15 protein-coding genes, 2 tRNA genes, 3 pseudogenes and 1 riboswitch are annotated in these 18887 nt (G+C 42.5%); of the genes and pseudogenes, 6 read left to right on the top strand and 14 right to left on the bottom strand.

The genetic code is table 11. The annotated features are described in order from the left end of the window. Positions 1-173: 173 nt before the first annotated feature. Positions 174-247, bottom strand: a tRNA-Gly gene (locus tag AU387_RS02100). Positions 248-260: 13 nt separating this feature from the next. After that, a tRNA-Arg gene (locus AU387_RS02095) sits at positions 261-337 on the bottom strand. Between the two features lie 334 nt (positions 338-671). On the opposite strand from AU387_RS02095, the pseudogene AU387_RS02090 reads away from it, so the two are divergent. Beyond that, positions 672-1527, top strand: a pseudogene (locus AU387_RS02090) (manganese catalase family protein). Positions 1528-1584: 57 nt separating this feature from the next. On the opposite strand, the gene AU387_RS02085 reads toward AU387_RS02090, so the two are convergent. The 8 genes from AU387_RS02085 to AU387_RS02050 form a co-directional block, all read right to left on the bottom strand. Beyond that, the gene (locus AU387_RS02085; protein WP_059334622.1) at positions 1585-2673 is read right to left on the bottom strand and encodes a glycoside hydrolase family 26 protein; all 1089 of its coding nucleotides are present in this window, start codon (positions 2671-2673) and stop codon (positions 1585-1587) included. Between the two features lie 19 nt (positions 2674-2692). After that, on the bottom strand, positions 2693-3640 hold the full coding sequence (manA, locus tag AU387_RS02080; protein WP_044161571.1) for a mannose-6-phosphate isomerase, class I: 948 nt from the start codon (positions 3638-3640) through the stop codon (positions 2693-2695). Further along, positions 3637-4536 carry an ROK family protein gene (locus AU387_RS02075; RefSeq protein WP_059334620.1) on the bottom strand — a complete coding sequence of 300 codons (900 nt, stop codon included), beginning with the start codon at positions 4534-4536 and terminating at the stop codon, positions 3637-3639. The genes manA and AU387_RS02075 overlap by 4 nt, the downstream gene beginning before the upstream one ends. 28 nt (positions 4537-4564) lie before the next feature. After that, a complete protein-coding gene (gene gmuR / locus AU387_RS02070; RefSeq protein ID WP_044161575.1) occupies positions 4565-5278 on the bottom strand; it encodes a transcriptional regulator GmuR in 714 nt (237 codons plus the stop codon). Positions 5279-5428: 150 nt separating this feature from the next. After that, positions 5429-6826 carry a glycoside hydrolase family 1 protein gene (locus AU387_RS02065; RefSeq protein ID WP_059334619.1) on the bottom strand — a complete coding sequence of 466 codons (1398 nt, stop codon included), beginning with the start codon at positions 6824-6826 and terminating at the stop codon, positions 5429-5431. A gap of 18 nt (positions 6827-6844) precedes the next feature. Beyond that, a complete protein-coding gene (celB, locus tag AU387_RS02060) occupies positions 6845-8170 on the bottom strand; it encodes a PTS cellobiose transporter subunit IIC (RefSeq protein ID WP_059334618.1) in 1326 nt (441 codons plus the stop codon). Positions 8171-8187: 17 nt separating this feature from the next. After that, positions 8188-8520, bottom strand: coding sequence for a PTS sugar transporter subunit IIA (locus AU387_RS02055; RefSeq protein WP_059334616.1), 333 nt, complete (start codon positions 8518-8520; stop codon positions 8188-8190). Continuing rightward, on the bottom strand, positions 8520-8831 hold the full coding sequence (locus AU387_RS02050) for a PTS sugar transporter subunit IIB (protein ID WP_024120394.1): 312 nt from the start codon (positions 8829-8831) through the stop codon (positions 8520-8522). The genes AU387_RS02055 and AU387_RS02050 overlap by 1 nt, the downstream gene beginning before the upstream one ends. 177 nt (positions 8832-9008) lie before the next feature. Continuing rightward, positions 9009-9108, top strand: a riboswitch (purine riboswitch). 54 nt (positions 9109-9162) lie between these two features. Here AU387_RS02050 and pbuE point away from each other — a divergent pair. Then, positions 9163-10329, top strand: a complete 1167-nt coding sequence (gene pbuE / locus AU387_RS02045) for a purine transporter PbuE (protein WP_059334648.1) — start codon at positions 9163-9165, stop codon at positions 10327-10329. Positions 10330-10345: 16 nt separating this feature from the next. On the opposite strand, the gene AU387_RS02040 is transcribed toward pbuE, so the two are convergent. Next, positions 10346-10912 carry a YdhK family protein gene (locus AU387_RS02040; protein ID WP_059334614.1) on the bottom strand — a complete coding sequence of 189 codons (567 nt, stop codon included), beginning with the start codon at positions 10910-10912 and terminating at the stop codon, positions 10346-10348. Positions 10913-11132: 220 nt separating this feature from the next. Then, complete coding sequence (locus tag AU387_RS02035; RefSeq protein WP_059334612.1) at positions 11133-12110, bottom strand: HD domain-containing protein; 978 nt, start codon at positions 12108-12110, stop codon at positions 11133-11135. Positions 12111-12226: 116 nt separating this feature from the next. Between AU387_RS02035 and AU387_RS21890 the strand changes: the two are divergent. From AU387_RS21890 to AU387_RS02015, 4 genes and pseudogenes are all read left to right on the top strand, one after another. Further along, a pseudogene (locus AU387_RS21890) lies at positions 12227-12695 on the top strand (GNAT family N-acetyltransferase); the annotation flags it as partial. Continuing rightward, positions 12679-13159 (top strand): annotated as a pseudogene (locus AU387_RS22275) (DUF4944 domain-containing protein). The pseudogenes AU387_RS21890 and AU387_RS22275, both read left to right, overlap by 17 nt. Positions 13160-13703: 544 nt before the next feature. After that, complete coding sequence (locus AU387_RS02020) at positions 13704-15092, top strand: alkaline phosphatase family protein (RefSeq protein ID WP_082687812.1); 1389 nt, start codon at positions 13704-13706, stop codon at positions 15090-15092. Positions 15093-15155: 63 nt separating this feature from the next. Further along, positions 15156-15863 carry a membrane lipoprotein lipid attachment site-containing protein gene (locus AU387_RS02015; protein WP_059334608.1) on the top strand — a complete coding sequence of 236 codons (708 nt, stop codon included), beginning with the start codon at positions 15156-15158 and terminating at the stop codon, positions 15861-15863. A 95-nt stretch (positions 15864-15958) separates the two neighbouring features. On the opposite strand, the gene AU387_RS02010 is transcribed toward AU387_RS02015, so the two are convergent. Beyond that, positions 15959-17146, bottom strand: coding sequence for a macrolide family glycosyltransferase (locus AU387_RS02010; RefSeq protein ID WP_059334606.1), 1188 nt, complete (start codon positions 17144-17146; stop codon positions 15959-15961). Positions 17147-17620: 474 nt separating this feature from the next. After that, positions 17621-18883 carry a glycoside hydrolase family 18 protein gene (locus AU387_RS02005; protein ID WP_059334605.1) on the bottom strand — a complete coding sequence of 421 codons (1263 nt, stop codon included), beginning with the start codon at positions 18881-18883 and terminating at the stop codon, positions 17621-17623. Positions 18884-18887: the final 4 nt, after the last annotated feature.

Genomic DNA, 18887 nt, shown 5'->3' with positions numbered 1-18887 from the left:
ATAAATGGATCGCAGATTAAGTTCACCACATCCTGTGGTAACATCTGCGTGATCTGCATCGTGCAGACCTTAGTTTGACTGACTACGCACATCACTGTGCGATTTTATAATAAAACTTGAATTAACAGGTACGTTTTGTCTTGTTTAGTTTTCAAAGATCATTTAAGAAATAATGGAGCGGGTGATGAGAATCGAACTCACGACATCAGCTTGGAAGGCTGAGGTTTTACCACTAAACTACACCCGCATGTATATTATATTGGCGCGCCCGAGAGGAGTCGAACCCCTAACCTTTTGATCCGTAGTCAAACGCTCTATCCAATTGAGCTACGGGCGCTTATCGAGCGACTTAACTATCATACTATTAATTGATGTTAAAGTCAAGAAGTTTTTTTGAATGTTTTTTCAAATCTTTTTGATTCGACTTTATCTATTATACACATTCTGAAGTGTTTGTAAACACCTTCGAAAAACTTTTTTATTTTTCATTTTGTTCTGCGCTGTTCATCAGCGACGTTTAATAATATACCATGTGTTTTTTTATCGGTCAATACTTTTCTATACTTTTGTTTCATTTTTCTCATTTTCTTTTCAGCTATTGGTTAGTCCGTATAGTTTATCTAATTGTACAGATGATATAAAAAACAAATAAATAAGAAAAGAGGCGTGTTATGTTTTACTACAAAGAAGAACTAATCAATATCATTAAACCCGATAAGCCAGATCCGGCCGCAGCTAAAGTACTGCAGGAAATATTAGGCGGACATTATGGGGAAATGCGTACAATGATGCAATATTTCTTTCAAAGCTCCAATTTCAGAGGAAAGCAGAAACAATATCGTGATTTGCTGCGCGGCATCTTCTTAGAAGAAATTGCCCATGTAGAGCTTGTGCAAAATACAATCAATGCTTTATTAGATGAATCAGGCGGTGCTGGAGTCGGCAGCCAGGGTATAGACCATGCCCCCCCTTGATGAAACAGTTAAACATGCTAACCCTCATCATTACATTATTGGCGCACAGAGTTCACTCCCGGTTGATGCGGGCGGCAATCCTTGGAACGCGTCGTGGGTGTATAATCACGGAAACTTAATCACTGACCTGTTGGATAACTTGTTGCTTGAGTCTACTGGTGTTCTCCAAAAAACAAGAATCTATGAAATGAGCTCTAATCAGACGTTCCGGGAAACACTCGCTTTTCTTATTGTTCGTGACAACGCTCATCAAAATGCTTTCGCTAAAGCGCTTGAGACTTTAGGTGTTGACTGGGCTAAGCTTTTACCAGTTCCGAATTACGACATTAATAAATATCCAGAGTGCAGAAAGTATGTTGAATTAGGCTACCATAATGTACAGTTTAACTTCAGATTAGATGAAACAAGAATTGCAGAGATCTTTCAAGGAAAATCTCCAAGCAGAAATGGCGGCGAGCTGCAAGTAACTGAACCTCCGGCTGGATTTCCTGTTCCGCTTCTTCCGGAAATGCCGAATGAACATAGTCCCGGCTTAGGGGATATGAACGCCTGATGATCAAAAGGTTCTCAAGGATATCCTTGAGAACCTTTAATTAATGTAAAACGTTTTTTATTCAACTATAGGTGTTAATGTATTACCGTTCCACACTTCTCCCTTATTTAATGTCCAGTTATCATTGTAGAGAGATGAAGCGCCTTTGTTCACAGCCGGACTCCATTCATCATTCCATGCCAGAAAATAAGTCGTTTTAGGATATTTTTGTTTTATCGCACTCATAAACAGACTGTAATCAAAGTTGCCGTTTGCTGTTTGCGGACCAACTTCTGTAAAGGCAAATGGTTTATTAAGTGCTGTCAGCTGGTCGTATCCGCTTATCGAATATGGATCTTGAAAGTATGCATCTAACCCAACTATATCTACGTATGAAGCTCCAGGGTAAAAATCGGTTTTAAAATCTCGATTAGCGTCGGGAGAGAAAACCCACAATAAATGATCCAATCCTCTTTCGTCAGTCATATAATGATAGATTTTGATGTAGAGCTGTTTATATAAGTAGATTCTTTCATCATCCTTTTGATTATATGACGTAAGCCCCCACCAAAACCACTCGCCGTTCATCTCATGCAGCGGCCTGAACAGAACGGGCACGCCTTGGTTTTCCAGCTCTTGAAGCCCGTCAGCAATTTTGCTGAGCATGGCGTTCAGCCGTTTCCCCTCTGTTGTAGAAGAGTCTAACAGTTTTTTATACTGATCGTTGGTAATCGGTGTTTTATAGTGTCCTGACTGATAAGCAGGATTCGCTAGATGCAGACTGATCTGCGGAATCCCTCCGCTTTTCCAATACGAAATTAAATCACTGTTGCAGCTTACGTCTATAGAATCTTCAATGTTTGAGGTTTCAAGCCATCCCCTAGCGTAATCACAGCCGTAAATGGCAGGTGATTGTCCGGCTGAGCTTCGGATTCTTTCTGCTTCGGCCATGGAGAATGTGTCATGACTGTAACCGCCAAACGCACCGGAAAGGACTCTGTTTTCAGAACGATTCGGCAGGTGGGCGAGCCAATTCATCACATCTTTTGTTGTCTGCTGTGCTTTAGGATTAACAGGTGACACAGTATGTGCTTGGATCAGCTCAGCCAAAACGGCAGACGCAAATAAAAATAAGATGAACAAACAGATGATAGGTTTCTTTAACACAGAAATTCCTCCGTTCTTATTAAGGATGAGATATGATCAGCTCGCAAGTTCCTTCTATTGAAAACTCGCCAAAATGGGCAGGCAAAATAAAGTGTGAGCCTTTATTGCATTCATACTGCACACCGTTGTTTTCTATTATCCCTGAGCCTTCGACAACACTGCACAGCAAATAGGTTTGAGGAGAAGGAAAAACCGGCTTGCCGCTGACATTCCATTTGTAAACTGAGAAATAATCTGACTGAACATAAGACGTAATCACGGCATCCTTCATTTCTTTTATCGCTGGTATTGGTTCAGAATCCGCATGCGGTATGTTTACGACTTCCATCGCTTTTTCTATATGGAGATCCCTTTTTTGGCCATGGTCATTACAGCGATCATAATCGTATACTCGATATGTGGTATCAGAATTTTGCTGAATTTCAAGGACGAGGGTGCCCTCACACAATGCATGCAGCGTGCCGCTTGGAACATAAAAGAAATCTCCCGGCTTTATGTTGATGCGCCTAAGCAGTCCGTTCCAATCACCGCTTTCTATAAGCTGTTTGAGTTCTTCCTTCGTGCTTGCATGATGTCCCAAAATCAGTTCCGCGCCTTCTTGGCAATCAATAATATACCAGCACTCTGTTTTTCCGAGGTCTCCGTTTTCGTGCACGATGGCATAATGGTCATCAGGATGCACTTGTACGGAGAGGTCCATGTTGGCATCAAGTACTTTCACCAGTAACGGAAACACGCTTCTTTGCGGAAAGCCGAAAAACTCCGGGCATTCTTTCCACACTTGATCTAGTGTTTTTCCTGCCAACCGGCCATTTTGAACAGTCGATGATCCATTGGCATGGGCCGAGACAGCCCAGCATTCGCCAGTTTTTTCTGAAGGGATGCTGTAGCCGAATCTATCACGAAGCGCTGTGCCGCCCCATATCCTTTCTTTAAAAATCGGCTCTAAAAATAAAGGATGCTTCATGATGGAACCTCCCCGGATGCTTCTTCTGCTTTTAATGCCTGATCGGCTAAAACAAACGTTCCGATGATTCCGGCATTTCTGCCTAAATGGGGAGCTACAATATACTCATTTATACTTTCTGATAATTCAGAAAAATTAAAGTAGCTGTTCATTATTTTAGGTACATATTGATAGATATAAGGGAACAGCTGACTCTGATTCATGACGCCGCCGCCAAGAATAATTTTTTTTGGTGCCAAGATGAGGATATATTGTGCCAGCGCCTGCGCAATGTAATATCCTTCAAGTTCCCAGACCTCATTAACATGTGATAAATCTGCGGCCTTTTTTCCCCATCGTGACTCTATAGCAGGACCTGAAGCCAGACCCTCGAAGCAATCCTTATGATAGGGGCACTTTCCTTGATACGTGTCATCCGGATGGCGGCGAATATAGATGTGGCCCATTTCAGGATGTGATAATCCTTGCAGAAGCCGCCCTTCTATAATCGCGCCTGCACCAATGCCGGTGCCGATCGTGATATATAAGCAGCTGTCGAAGTCTTTAGCTGCGCCGAAAAGAGATTCACCGAGCGCCGCAGCGTTCACATCCGTACTGAATCCAGCAGGAATATTCATTTCTTCTTTTATCGTTTTCAAAAATGGATAGTGCCTCCAGCCTGGTTTAGGCGTGGCAGTAATGGTTCCATATGTTTTACTGTTTACATCTGTATCAACGGGACCAAAGGAGCCGATGCCGATTGCCTGTAGCGAGAATTGGCGAAAATATTGAATGACTTTCTCTATCGTTTCATCCGGCATCGCTGTTGGTATCTCTATTCTGTCAATGATCGTTCCATCTTCTGTTCCGACGGCACATACAAATTTTGTGCCGCCTGCTTCAATACCGCCAAGCATGCAGATGGCCTCCTTGTTATTTCCGCGATCAGCGCCTTACGTTTACCGAAGTGACGACAAATTTGTCATGCCGATGACGTGAAAAGGAATATTCAAATGGAATTCCGTTATCCAAGAAGCCCACGTGCTCAACTTCAAGAATGGGATCATCCTGTTTGCAGCCCAGATGCTGCTGATCCATCTCATCAGATTTACAGGCTCTGATTTTCCGGTGCGTTCCGGCAATCTTTAGCTGGAGCCCGTTTGTAATGTGTTCATAAATAGAGTGGTGCAGCACCTCATCATTAATGCCGGGTATTAAGTGTGTCGGCATATATGTTTTTTCCAATACATATGGCTCGCCTTCCACAATTCGCAGCCGTACAACATAATAAACCGGCGTTTTCTGATCAATTGATAAATGGGCAGCCACTTCCTCAGTGGGAAATTGCACCTCGAACTGAATGACTTTGCTTTTGATTTTTTTGTCTTTTAACAAATTGGTCAGACCGAGGATTTCATTGCTGACGACATGGACATGATCATCCTGTATCGCAGATTGGATGATAAAGGTTCCGTGACCGCGTTTTCTGAATAACAGTCCTTCAGCAACTAAGTTATCAAGAGCTCTTTTCATCGTCATGCGGCTTGAATTGAACTCTTTTGCAAGAGATACTTCATCGGGAATCGGCTGATCGATGGGATATACGTTATTTTTGATTCGTTTTCTCATTTCATTTGCAATGATTTCGTATTTATTCATTGGTATCCTCCGGCAGCTGTAAAAATTTCGATATCGAATAAACTTCTTTACGGATATCATAAGTTCTTTTTCCTGTTTCATCAATGTTATGGCTATTTGTTGTCTCTGTTAGGAATCTTGACCGCCGGAAGGCCTTTTTGCTATAGCAACCTAAAAACCATTTTTCTCAGCAACCTCTTTGAACCATTTTCCGCTCTTTTTGACAGTTCTTTCTCCGTCTTTCTCCAGATTGACTGAAACAAATCCGTATCGGTTTTTATAAGCGTTTGTCCATGACCAATTGTCCATAAACGTCCATAAGTGATAGCCTTTTGCGTTTGAGCCTTCCTGTATAGCGCGGTGAATCCATTTTAAGTGCTCTTTGATAAATTCAATTCGGTAGTCATCTTGAATCATGCCCTGTTCGTCTCTGAAACGCTCTTCCCCTTCAACACCCATGCCGTTTTCAGAAATAAAGCACTCGATATTCCCGTAATTTTCTTTTAGATTGATCAGGATATCATAAACGCCTTTTTCGTAAATCTCCCAGCCCCGGTGAGGATTCATTTTGCGGCCCGGCATGACGTAAGGATCGAAATACCTGTCAGGCAAAAACGGCGCATCCGGATTTGGCAGGTGCTCTTTTGCTTTTACACGTCTCGGCTGATAATAATTGACACCTAATAAGTCAACCGTATGCTGTTTAATGAGCTCAAGATCCTCTTTCTCATATTCAGGCATAAAGCCTTCAGTTTTTAAAATGTGTATGAGTTCTTTTGGAAACTCGCCTTTTACAGAAGGGTCTAAAAAAGATCGGTTAAAGAACGCATCTGCTATTTCTCCCGCTTTTACATCCGCCGGGTGGCTGCTTCTCGGATAGGATGGCGTCAAATTTAAGATGATGCCGATTTTTCCATCCTGCTTCATCTCTCTGTAAGCCTGAATGGCGCGGGCGCTTGATAACAACGTGTGAAACCCGACTTGAACGGCTTCTTTAAAATCCACCTTATTCGGATAATGAAAATCATATAAATATCCGCCTTCTACCGGCACGATCGGCTCGTTATGGGTGAACCATTTTTTCACCCGATCGCCAAACAAACGAAAACAAGTTCTTGCATAGTTTTCATAAGCGTCCACCGTTTCTCTGTTTGCCCAGCCGCCGAGTTTTTGAAGTTCCATTGGCATATCGAAATGAAACAAATTGACAAAAGGCTCTATTCCGTTAGCCGTGAACTCATCAATGACGCTGTTATAAAAGTCCGCGGCTTTAGGGTTGATCTCGCCTGTTCCGCCCGGTATTAACCGCGACCATGAAATCGACATGCGGAACGAGTTGTGGCCAAGCTCCTTCATCAGCCTGATATCGTCTTTATAGTTGTCGTAAAATTGCGATGTGGATGCAGGTCCTACATGATCAAAAAAGCGATGAGGCTCTTTTTCAAACCAGTAATCCCAAATATTCTTCCCTTTTCCGTCTCGATCGGAGGCCCCCTCCGTTTGTGTCGCTGAAGCGGATGATCCCCACCAAAAATCTTTCGGAAAACGATACTGTTCTGTTTGAGTCAAGTTCTCTCTCTCCTTCTGTCACATTTTGATGCTGTTATCATTTTGCTGTGCTGTTTCCTGAACAGCCTGTTCCTTTTCTTTTGCCAAATGTAATTTATCCATTGCTCTCAGGAACGGGAACCATATCACAAAGACAATCATCAGATTGACAAGCTGCATCACGCCGCCCATGATTGAGTTTGTCGCCATGATTCCATTAATAAATAGCGGGACCGTCCATGGGACCGTGACACCTGTTGGAGGCGGAACAAGTCCGGCGGACATAGCCAGATAGGTGACGAGTGTGACAACCATCGGCGCCAAAACCCAAGGCACAAGGATGATCGGATTCATCACAATCGGCAGTCCGAAGATAATCGGTTCGTTTACGTTAAAAATCCCTGGAGCAAGGCCGAGTTTTGATACTTGCTTCATCTGCCTGCTTTTCATGAATATAAGAATCGTAAATACAATCGCCAGCGTCATCCCGGTTCCGCCCATTCCCACTGTATAAATCTCCATAAACGGTTTTGAGATGATGTGCGGCACTTCTTTTCCCGCTGTGTAGGCTGCCAGGTTTTCCACCTGCAGTGTATTCCAAATCGGGTCCATCGCAGAGTTGATAATGATTTGCCCATGCAATCCGAAAAACCAAAGAATTTGAATAAAAAATACAGCAATCAGCGTCGGAATGATACCGCTTCCAAGTCCGACAAGCGGAGCCTGAATCGCATGATAAATGACATCATGCATGTTGGTTTTGAAAAGCTGAGTGACCAGAACGTTAATCAGCAAAAACACAGTCAATGTGATAAAAGCCGGAATAAGTGCGGCAAATGATTTTGCTACAGCCGGCGGAACCCCGGCAGGCATTTTGATCGTCAGGTTTTTTTGAACGATTCTTCTGTAGATTTCACCAGAAAGAAATGCCGTGATCATACCCAGAAACATTCCTTTGGCACCGAGGCGGTCTACCGGAATGACTCCGGTTATGGCATCTCCTGTTTCCGGCTGAACGATAAAAGGCGTCAGCAGCAAAAAGGAAACCAAAGCGATCGCACCGCCAAACACGGCTTCGACCTGATAGCTTTTTGAGAGATAATAGCCTATACCAAACACGACGAAGACAGACATAATCCCCATGGTCGCCGTAGACGCAATGCCAAAATTGGACTGAAACGATGTGAGCATTGAAGCATTCATGAATTTACTTAAAAACGGCAGGTTCGTTAACACCACAAAAATGGACCCGAATATCGTAAGCGGGAAGGCCAGCATAAACGCATCGCGCAACACCTGCAAATAACGGTTATTATTTAACCTCCCTGCAATTGGAACAAGGAACTGGCTGATTTTCTCGAACACCCTATCCACCCCGATTTTTATATATTCTTTGTTTTAAAGATGCCAAGCAGCTCTTTTACCAATTCTTTCATAGTCAATGTTGACATCAGGTGATCTTCCGCGTGCATAAGCAGCAATGAGAAATTGGTTGCCTCGCCGCTTGATTCTTTCTGTATCATTTGAAAGTGAATGTCATGGGCTGCAGATAGAGCATCCTCAGCTTGGGCAATAAGGACATCTGCCTCCCCCCTGTTTCCTTCCTTGTAGGCGCGCAGTGATTGAATGATGCAGCTGCGGGCATTGCCGCTGTGGAGAATAAGCTGAAAGCTGATTTGTTCGTCTGTTAAATCGGTGATTTTTATCTGCTCCATCATTGTTGCCCCATTAATGACAAAGCCTGTTCATAAGCTTTTTTGCCATCAGCCATTCCGTAAGCCATCATGTCAATGACCTCAACCCGAATGTTGTATTGGTCGGCTTCTTTTTGCAGTTCGCTTTTCAGAAAGCTCATTTGCGGGCCGATTAAAACCGCATCTGCCTTTTGCATATCTTCTTTCGCTTTATCCTGGCCGACTGCCCAGATCTCCGCTTCCTCTCCGATGGATTGCGCGTATTCTTTCATTTTTGTCACCAGCAAACTGGTGGACATTCCCGAACTGCACGCCAGTAAAATTTTCTTCAATGGATGACCCCCCTTTTATTTAAAACGCTTACACAATTTATTATAGTCATTTAATTTTAATTGTCTATACTTTTATAAAATAAATATATTCATATTTTTTTCAGTTCAACTATTTATCAAATTTTTCTATGGAAGATTCGCTCACAATATGTTAAACTCATCATCGGAAACTAAATCAATTAAATAGCTATTTTTACTTGTATAACCTCAATAATATGGATTGAGGGTGTCTACCAGGAACCGTAAAATCCTGATTACAAAAATTGTTTATCACTTTTTTTGTAATCAGGATTTTTTTATTTGTCAAAAAATTTATGTAAAGGAGTTTGTTATGAATTTTAAAGTTTTTCTGCTTGCAGCTTCTACAATTGCAGTCGGATTGGTTGAGTTAATTGTGGGTGGGATTCTTCCTCAAATCGCAAATGATTTACACATTTCCATTGTTTCGGCCGGACAGCTGATCAGTGTGTTTGCACTGGGATATGCTGTTTCAGGGCCGCTGCTTTTGGCAATGACCGCGAGGGTTGAACGGAAGCGTTTATATTTAATTGCGTTATTTGTTTTCTTTTTAAGTAACCTTGTCGCCTATTTCAGCCCTAATTTTGCGATGCTGATGGTATCAAGGGTATTGGCGGCGATGAGCACAGGGCTGATTGTGGTCCTTTCCTTGACAATTGCGCCGAAAATTGTGGCGCCTGAATACAGAGCCCGTGCAATCGGCATCATTTTTATGGGATTCAGTTCTGCCATCGCATTAGGTGTGCCGCTTGGAATATTGATCAGCAATTCCTTTGGATGGCGCATTTTGTTCCTTGGCATCGGGCTTCTGGCGCTTGTCTCTATGCTGATTATTTCGATCTTTTTTGAGAAGATACCGACGGAGAAAATGATTCCATTCCGGGATCAAATCAAGACAATTGCCAATGCAAAAATCGCCAGCTCGCATCTTGTGACGATGTTTACATTAGCGGGGCACTACACTTTATATGCTTATTTTGCCCCGTTTTTAGAGACGACTCTCCATCTAAGCTCTTTCTGGGTCAGCATTTGCTATTTCCTTTTCGGAATATCTGCCGTGTGCGGAGGTCCTTTTGGAGGAGCGCTTTCTGACCGGCTCGGTTCCTTTAAGAGCATCTTGCTGGTGACCGATTCCTTCGCCATCATTATGTTCTTATTGCCGCTGTCAACGTCGTCTATGATTTTCTTTTTGCCTGTTATGGTCATTTGGGGATTGCTGAGCTGGAGTCTGGCTCCCGCACAGCAAAGCTATTTAATTGAGATTGCACCGGACACGTCTGACATTCAGCAAAGCTTTAATACGTCTGCGCTGCAAATCGGGATTGCCCTTGGTTCAGCCATTGGCGGTGTTGTATTGGATCAGACGGGGACTGTTGTGTCAACAGCTTGGTGCGGAGGATCGATTGTTGTGATCGCCGTTCTGTTTGCTTTATTTTCTTTAACAAGACCTGTTCATACCGTAAAAAAATCCTCCTTGTAAAGGGAGGATTTTTTCATTATTTAGCTGAAAGCTCGTCTTCAGTTACCCACTTATGATTTTTCACTTTTTCTCCGCTTGTTGTCGATGTAAAGTCCACCATGTATACCGTTGTTTTTTCTGCAGAGTCGATTTCAGCAGTTGCTCCCTTCATGCCTTTCATGTGAGAAGCCTCTAAGATCGCCTGATCTCCGGGGTTGAGGGGTTTATCTCCTGCATCTTTTATCTCTTCTTGAATCACCCATTTGTGATGATCAACTCGCTGTCCTCCGGTTGTCGGTGTATAAGAAACAACATATGCCGTTGTATCGTATGCGCCTGTAACTGTTGCTTCGGCGCCCTTCATCCCTTTCATATGAGAAGCATTGATGATGACCTGGCTGCCTATTTTATATTTAGGATGTTTCGATTCTGTTAATCCCTCTGGAACTTCAGCAGATCCGGAATGATCCATTTCTTCGTGTGAGCCGGAGTCCGAATGACTTTCATGAGTGCTTTCTTTTTTGCTATCGCTATTGCCGCATGCTGATAAAACAAAAATAAGTGACATCAATAAAATTCCAAGTGCCTTTTTCGAAATTTTCATGTTCATTCTCCTTTGCTTCATTTTTTGGTGTGAATGTAATCCGCAGAAACAGAATGGCCTTCACATCTGCCCGTCAAACATGATCTTTTCAATAATACTATACCCCCGGACGGTATGTAAATGCGCTGATATTCTCATAAAATATGCTGCTGTTTGTCCTATTCCCCGTGATCCGCAGAATAAAACGCGGTGGATAAAAGCCGCGGTTGCGCGGCTTCGGTTAGTTTTTGATTACTTTGACATACACGCCTTTTTTTGCTTTCTGATAAGCGGCCTCTCCCATTTTTCTGATGTTTTGAGACACTGATGAGGATGTGATCCATTCATTATGATGGAAAACAGAAGGGTCGATGAGACGCATTTTCTTTTTTCGATGAAAATCGTAATGAATGTCATCCTCTTTTACTTGTATGTGAGGATGTATTTTTTCAAGCAGTCTCCGTACTTCTTCATTTTCTGATGAATGCAGGATGTCTAACACCTCTTGGTCTGTTTTCAGCAAATCTTCGGCGGCGATGACATTGTGCTGCAGCGCAGCCTTCAGCGTTCGCGCTAAGTATTCATATCCATATACATTCACTGGGTTCATAAAGAAATCGATTACTTCCTTGTAATACACCCGCACGAACCATTCGGCTGTTGCGATACCATCTGGAAACACCCTTCCATTTCTCACAATGAGGCGGTCTAAAAAGATTTCTGCTTCGCGGAGCGTGATCTGTCCATATTGATACATGTCTCGCAGCGTGTAGTCTATGCGATCAGCACACAGCTCCGGTGCGGGCTGTTCGAGCAGTGTCCATCTTGTATCATTTAATAAAAGATCGTCGGCATCATAACCGTGTTTTTTTAGAATGCCAGGGATCTCGGATTGGTCAATGACTTGTTGAAAAATGTTTTCATGATAATCTTCCGCTTCATTTTCAAATACAAAATCGATTACATGAGAAAATGCTGTGTGCGACACATCGTGGAGAAGACCCGCGATCTGCTCTTCTATGGTTCCCCCCAGCCTTTTGATTAAAAGCATAACGCCAATGGAGTGCTCATACCGGGTCACATTCCACTTTGGATTGACTAAAAAGCTGGCGCCGCCTTGATAAACCCCTTTTAATCTTTGCACGGGTACGCTTTTTATGAGTTCTTCCAGTACTCCGTCTATTTGATGCCTGCCGTAAAGCACATCGTTTATTTCCATACTGTCACCTCAAAATCTATTTTCTTCTTTCTATTTTTTTATATATTGTTAGTAAACAAAAGAAAGAGGTCAAGATGAAGATCATCCCAAAGTAAAGAGTTAGCTAAGCAAATAGGACTGATTTCTTTGCCGCGCATTGGGGTACGCCTAGATGAAAATGTCCAGCGATACATTTCAATGTGATGAATTGGCCGGTTATGATGCTTTAGATGAGAATGGGGACATCATCGGTTGATTACATACATCATAGATGGAAAAGACTGCAATATTTTTTCATTGGATAGTCTGATTGAAAAGAAAGGAATTGCATAACATTGCTGAGAAAGGCTGAAGAAACAGCCAAGCTATGGCTGTTTAAACGGATAAAGCTCATCACAACAAATGATAACATACATACGATGGCATTTTACCAAAAGCGAGGGCTATCGATTCACCGCATTGTTGCAAAACGCAGTTGAAAAAACAAGGCGGATCAAACCGGAAATTCCCGAAAAAGCTGAAAATGAGATTTTGATTAGGGATGAAATTCTTTTTTCCAAAGGAAATTGTTTTAGGATAGGAGTTTTTTATGTCTCATCATTATAAATACCCGCTTATTTTTACGGCTTCCATATTATGCGCTTTTTGCGGTGATATATTTTGAATATCAATTCATTCATCAGGCCAGATTGGAATACCCAAATTACATAGGAGAAAGCAAGAACAAACATTGGGAAGACGTTTTTGCTAAGAACGAAGATGCGCCAAATGAATACAGCGGCAATCTTTATTGGATTAGTGATCAAGCTAAAGCAGACAACACATATTTGAAATCGCTCATTGTGAAAAAAGATGACGAGGTGCTGCTCCATTCTCATACAGAAACACCGATAAGTGATTATTCCGGCGGCAGTTTTCCGTGACGGAAGCCCAAAAGAGAAGTCTGTCACCCATAGATGAAACGAAGCTTAAAGGGCATGACCTCATCTGTTGAAGGGATATGGAAGCAGGGTAAGCAACATTTTGATACCGTTTTTTCGCTTGATGAAAAAACTTTATTTCATCATTAAAGATTCTCAATCCGGAGTCCGGCCCGAGCCATAATGGTTGCTGGATAGAAATAGCCAATAATATATTTAGCTAGGGCAAAGACAGTACCTGTAAAAATCGGGGAAGTCAGTTGCACCGAGTACACTTTCAAACGTCTCATTGGCTGTCTCCCCTCCTCTTTCAAATACCAATAATAGGAATCCAGTTTTATTTTTTTGCAGAAATGACTCCTTCCGTATAAAAACGATTTTCTCGTAATAACTTAATGTATACGAATCATTCCATACTTTTCGAAACCGCGCTAACCGAAAACATCTGATTAATCCTCTCTGAATTAAAAACAGCTCACTCAAAATCAAGGGAAGAAGAAAGATAGAAAGAACCTGTCTGAAATTCCTTTTTGCTTTCCAATTGATAAACAATAATCAACTTCTTACAGTTCCCTTTTCCACCATAGTTAGTCATCTTGTAAACTCAATCTTTAAAATCGATTAATACTAGCTTAACACTTTAAAAATATAATGGGTTTGTCATTGAGGATCATAATTTTAGGAGGTTATTCAGTTGAAAAAATTCCCGAAGAAGCTGCTGCCTATTGCAGTGTTATCATCTATTGCGTTCAGCAGCCTAGTCAGCGGCAGCGGACCTGAAGCCAGCGCCCAGGAAAAGAAAAAGGGGAATCAAAACGAAATTAAGAATGTCATCGTCCTGATCGGTGATGGGATGGGTGTGTCTTATACGTCCGCTCACCGTTACTTAAAGGATAATAAAAAGACAAAGGTTGTTGAGCCTACAGCTTTTGACCAATTCCTTGTCGGCCAGCAGACGACTTACCCTGAAGACCCTGAACAAAATGTAACGGATTCTGCTTCTGCCGCAACGGCTATGTCAGCTGGGGTTAAAACATATAATAATGCAATTGCAGTGGATAATGACGGTTCAGAGGTCAAAACAGTTCTTGAAGCGGCAAAAGAAAAAGGAAAATCGACCGGCCTTGTCGCCACTTCAGAGATTACTCACGCCACTCCGGCTTCTTTCGGCTCACATGATCACAGCCGGAAAAACATGAATTCTATTGCAGACGATTATTTTGATGAAATGGTCAACGGCAAGCACAAAATCGATGTCCTTCTAGGCGGAGGAAAAAGCAATTTTGACCGCAAGGACCGTAATTTGGTAAAGGAATTCAAAAAAGCGGGATACAGCTATGTGGATAACCGCAAGGACATGCTGAAAAACAAGGACAGCCAAGTTCTCGGCCTATTCGCTGACGGCGGCCTGCCTAAAAAGATCGACCGCACGAAGGATATTCCTTCATTAAAAGACATGACAAACACAGCTCTCAAAAAATTAAGCAAGGACAAAGACGGTTTCTTCCTCATGGTTGAAGGAAGCCAGATTGACTGGGCGGGGCATGACAATGATATTGTCGGCGCCATGAGTGAGATGGAAGACTTTGAACAAGCCTACAAGGCAGCGATCGATTTCGCTAAAAAAGACAAGCATACATTGGTTGTCGCAACGGCTGACCACTCAACCGGCGGGTACTCCATCGGTGCGGACGGCATTTACAACTGGTTCAGTGAGCCAATTAAAGCGGCAAAACGCACGCCTGACTTTATGGCAGAAAAAATCGCCGGCGGCGCAGATGTTGAAAAAACATTAAAAACGTATATTGATCAAAAGAAATTAGCTTTAACAGCATCTGAAATTCAATCTGTTGAAAAAGCGGCAAAATCGAAGGAAGTCCTTGATATCGATAATGCGATTGAGGAGATTTTCAATAAACGCTCCCACACAGGATGGACAACAGGCGGACATACCGGCGAGGATGTTCCTGTCTATGCGTACGGACCGTCCAGTGAGAAGTTTTTCGGCCAAATCGATAATACTGAAATCGCCAAAAATGTTTTCGACGCTTTACAATACAACATTAAGATTAAAGATAAGTAGGAGAATACAAGGTTCCCGTTGCTTGTATAAGGAACGGGCTCTTTTCTTAATGGAGGTCTCATGATGAAAAAGATTCTATCGATTTTATTTTTTATCGTCATGCTTGCGGGCTGTTCATCAAACGCCGATTTTGAAAAACAAAATACAGCTGGAGAGCAAACAGCTAAAGCCACACCGCAAAGCACTTCTTCTCAAAAGGACAGTATAGAGGAGTATCAGCCTAATGCACAGGTAACAGATGACCGGTCATTGCTGAAGGTAAATCAAACGTTTTCTGATGACAAAGGAGAAGCCGTCTTAAAAGATATCAAACAAGTCAATCAAACTTATAAGATTGGAAACGTAGAGTTAACAGTAAAAGAAATGAAGCTGATCCACTTACGTCCGGATTACAGCATGATTGATTATTTTCATGTATTAACACACGATGAAGAGTTTGATTTCGTTAAAGTTTTCGTTGATATCAAAAACACATCTTCTGAGAAAGTGAATTTTGCCCCGATTGCATTGATGAAAACAAATACAGGTGAAACCTTTGATTGGAACAAAGATATGTACCTCGAAGAGTTGAATGGTGAATTAGAAGGCGGCGCCGAAAAATCCGGCAATCTCGGCTTTATTGTAAACGCAGCAAGCGGACATGCTCATGATCAACCATCAGCTGAGAAGAAGAAAAAAGAGATCAAATGGATTGAAATCACAACAAGTGACGTTTTTGACCCAAACCATAAGAAGATCAGTGATTCACAAAAGATCAAAATTGCATTTTAATCATTGCCTCCTGCACATCGTACAGGAGGTTTTGTCTACGGATAGATATGAAAAAAACCGCTATTCAACACAGCGGTTTTCTTTATACACTTTTTCTATTTGGTTTTCTGATGAATCAGCTGATCAATTCGCTCCATCACTTCGTCCATGTCCATACACTCTTGAAAGCTTTGATTGATTCTTTTAATCCCCTCCAAATATTGATCGTTTTGTAAAACTTCCTCTATCCCCTGTTTCAATAACTGCGCATTTACTTCATCCTTAGAGATCTTATAGCCCGCTTGGAGTTCAGAGAGACGCTGCGCTACCATTGGCTGATCCTTGTCATGAGGCATTACAACCAAAGGCACGTTAAAATGAATGCCTTCATTGACGCTATTCATGCCGCCGTGTGTAATGAAAACGTCTGAGTGTTCCAGCACTTCCAGCTGAGGCACATACGGGGCAATGATAAAGTTTTCCGGTGCCTGTTTTAATTTTGTGAGATCTGCTTTTTCTCCCGCTGCAATAACGACTATTCCAGCAAAATTAGAAAAAGCGTCAATACAAAGGTTGAAGAATTCTTCTGTTTTGTCCAGTACCGTACCCATTGAAATATAGATGACCTTTTCATTTTTTAGCTGTTCAACAGGAAAATCCGTTTTGGCCGCTCTTTTTGGAAAGCTTGGTCCGATAAACAGGCATTCATCCCCAAAACGATCGCTTTCGGGCTGAAAATAACGGCTTGTGTATACGACATTCAGATCGCCTTTATTGTTCATGAATTGAACCAAGTTTTTCGGGGATACGCCGTATGTTTCTTTCATCTCTGCCAGCAGATTTTCACACTCTTTATCAATTTGTAAAGGCACTTCTGAATCCGGATGCAGCGGCAATATCTTTAAATGCTCTTCATCGAATAAAAAGGAAGCAGATGAAGAGATGCCCGGGATGTTGAGGTAATCTCTGACCAGCTCTCCCGCACCGAATTTATCATAATAAACAAAGTCAAACTGAATGCTTTTTGACAACTCTTTTACGACATGTAAAATGTCCAGTGAGGTTTTGATATGTATTTTCAGGAAATCTAGAATGCCGTTTGGCGAAGCGACTTGAATAGGTGCTGTTCTCAGCAAATCCTGATGAAGGTGGACAGTCGCTCCCACCGCTTCTAATCTTTCTTTATATTTTTCAGTAGATATATAGTGGACATCATATCCTCGATCGGCAAAGGCTTTCGTAATGCCTAATGTAGGATTTACATGGCCTTCTGCTGGGAAATTCAGGATCAATCCTTTTTTCATTCTGACAACTTCCTCTCACTCGTATTCCGTAAGCTTTCATAAGATGATATGCAATTTGTGTCTGATTAGACTGATGATCGTTCTCACTATCGATCATAATGGGGGAGACTGACGCCATGCAAGTGACAAATGATCGAATTATTCTGCCGCTTTAGGCTGATGCGGTTTTACGGCTATCAATCCGTTACGATAAAGGATATCACCAGCGCTGCCAGCCAGTGAAATGACAATATGTCGGGAACTCAGGACTGCTTGAGGAACCGCATTCAAAAAAAGAAGCCTATGTCCTCCTTTGTGTGAGAATGGCATTTATCTGCTTCTTATTTTCAACACCGTGAACGATTATCATCTGGTTTTAACGAAGCAGCTTAGAGATAATGCACACATGCGAGAAACAACGCAAGGCAGCTGAGACGGTAAAAGCATTCAGCATCCGCTTAAAACATCACTAAAAAGACACCGTACCCGGTGCCCTTAAACCTTTCTGATCGTAAAAAATTTCCGCAGAAGCCACGGAGCTGGTGTGAATCCGAGTGTTAACTGCCAGGCGCCTATTGCTTGTAATCCATATTCGCGGACGATCAGCATCTTTTGGCTCATGCTCCTGACATCTTCAAACCATACCTCATGCGTCCGCCCCTGCTCATCTCTGTAGCGAAAAAACGGCGATTGATATTCGTTTGAATATTGAATAGGGGCTTGGTACCTCATCGCTGTTTCAATTGATTTTTGATTTGAGATAGCTGAAGCCACTGTTCCCGGCTGATAAGGGATGATCCAATTGTAGCCGTAGAGCGGGACTCCGATTATGATTTTTCTCCGCGGCACCTGGGCAATCGCAAATTCAATTGTTCTTCTTATTTCAGTAATCGGCGCAACAGGCCCCGGCTCGCTTCCCGCATGATGCCAGTCATACGCCATGATAAACATATAATTGACAACCGCTCCGATCCCTCCGTAATCATAGCCCCTCAGCCACGGAATATCATCGCTTGTTTTTGCCGGAACCGCTATGGTCAGCACATACCCTCCCGGCTGCAGACGATCTCTCAGCTGACGCAAAAATCCTGTGAACAGATCCCGATCTGCGGCGCTCACTTGTTCAAAATCGATCGTCACGCCGCCATATCCCCTTGTGGATACCAAGTTATAAATATTGTTAACCAGATTGGTTCTCGCAGTTGGATTGTTTAACACTTGGTGCACGAGTTCCGTACTGAAGCCTGCTGAGGTCAGATTTGTTATTGTAGCAAGCGGCGTCACCCGTCTTCTCCATGTAGTTTCAATAGCGGCTGCGTCATTCAATTGGTTTGCAATGTCGCCATTAGGCGCAATATGGTATTCGAAAATGGAAATCGAAGACGAATACGGGGCGTAATCATTGATTAAATCACGATCTAGACCCGGATTGCGGAGCACGTAAAAGCTTAACGTTCCCGCAATATAGTTTGAGATATTAGGAATCGTCAGTCTCATTCCTGCTTGCAAGACATTTGGATTTATAGCGGGATTTGCGGCTCTTAGCCGTTCTGCCGGAACAAACGCTTTTGCCGCAATAGCTCCGAGCGTGTCTCCCGGCTGTACTGTATATACATAAAGAGGGATGAGAAGAGCCTGCCCCGGCACAATATTCGTTTCTTCTAAACCATTCACACCCCGTATTTGATCAACAGAAGCACCGTATCTTCTGCCTATGGAAAACAAAGAATCACCCGGCCGGACGATATGGATAAACATGTCT

Origin of the sequence: Bacillus halotolerans (assembly GCF_001517105.1) — a bacterium.
Taxonomy (GTDB): Bacteria; Bacillota; Bacilli; order Bacillales; family Bacillaceae; genus Bacillus; species Bacillus halotolerans.
The sequence above is the reverse complement of the archived record's forward strand: the minus strand, read 5'-3'. Positions and strand labels throughout refer to the sequence as shown.

Bases quoted from the DNA above. Each gene is read 5' to 3' on its own strand.
- AU387_RS02015 (WP_059334608.1), top strand. From the start codon at position 15,156: ATGAAAAAGATTCTATCGATTTTATTTTTTATCGTCATGCTTGCGGGC.
- AU387_RS02005 (WP_059334605.1), bottom strand. From the start codon at position 18,883: ATGTTTATCCATATCGTCCGGCCGGGTGATTCTTTGTTTTCCATAGGC.
- AU387_RS02035 (WP_059334612.1), bottom strand. From the start codon at position 12,110: ATGGAAATAAACGATGTGCTTTACGGCAGGCATCAAATAGACGGAGTA.
- manA (WP_044161571.1), bottom strand. From the start codon at position 3,640: ATGAAGCATCCTTTATTTTTAGAGCCGATTTTTAAAGAAAGGATATGG.
- AU387_RS02010 (WP_059334606.1), bottom strand. From the start codon at position 17,146: ATGAAAAAAGGATTGATCCTGAATTTCCCAGCAGAAGGCCATGTAAAT.
- AU387_RS02040 (WP_059334614.1), bottom strand. From the start codon at position 10,912: ATGAAAATTTCGAAAAAGGCACTTGGAATTTTATTGATGTCACTTATT.
- gmuR (WP_044161575.1), bottom strand. From the start codon at position 5,278: ATGAATAAATACGAAATCATTGCAAATGAAATGAGAAAACGAATCAAA.
- AU387_RS02075 (WP_059334620.1), bottom strand. From the start codon at position 4,536: ATGCTTGGCGGTATTGAAGCAGGCGGCACAAAATTTGTATGTGCCGTC.
- AU387_RS02055 (WP_059334616.1), bottom strand. From the start codon at position 8,520: ATGGAGCAGATAAAAATCACCGATTTAACAGACGAACAAATCAGCTTT.
- pbuE (WP_059334648.1), top strand. From the start codon at position 9,163: ATGAATTTTAAAGTTTTTCTGCTTGCAGCTTCTACAATTGCAGTCGGA.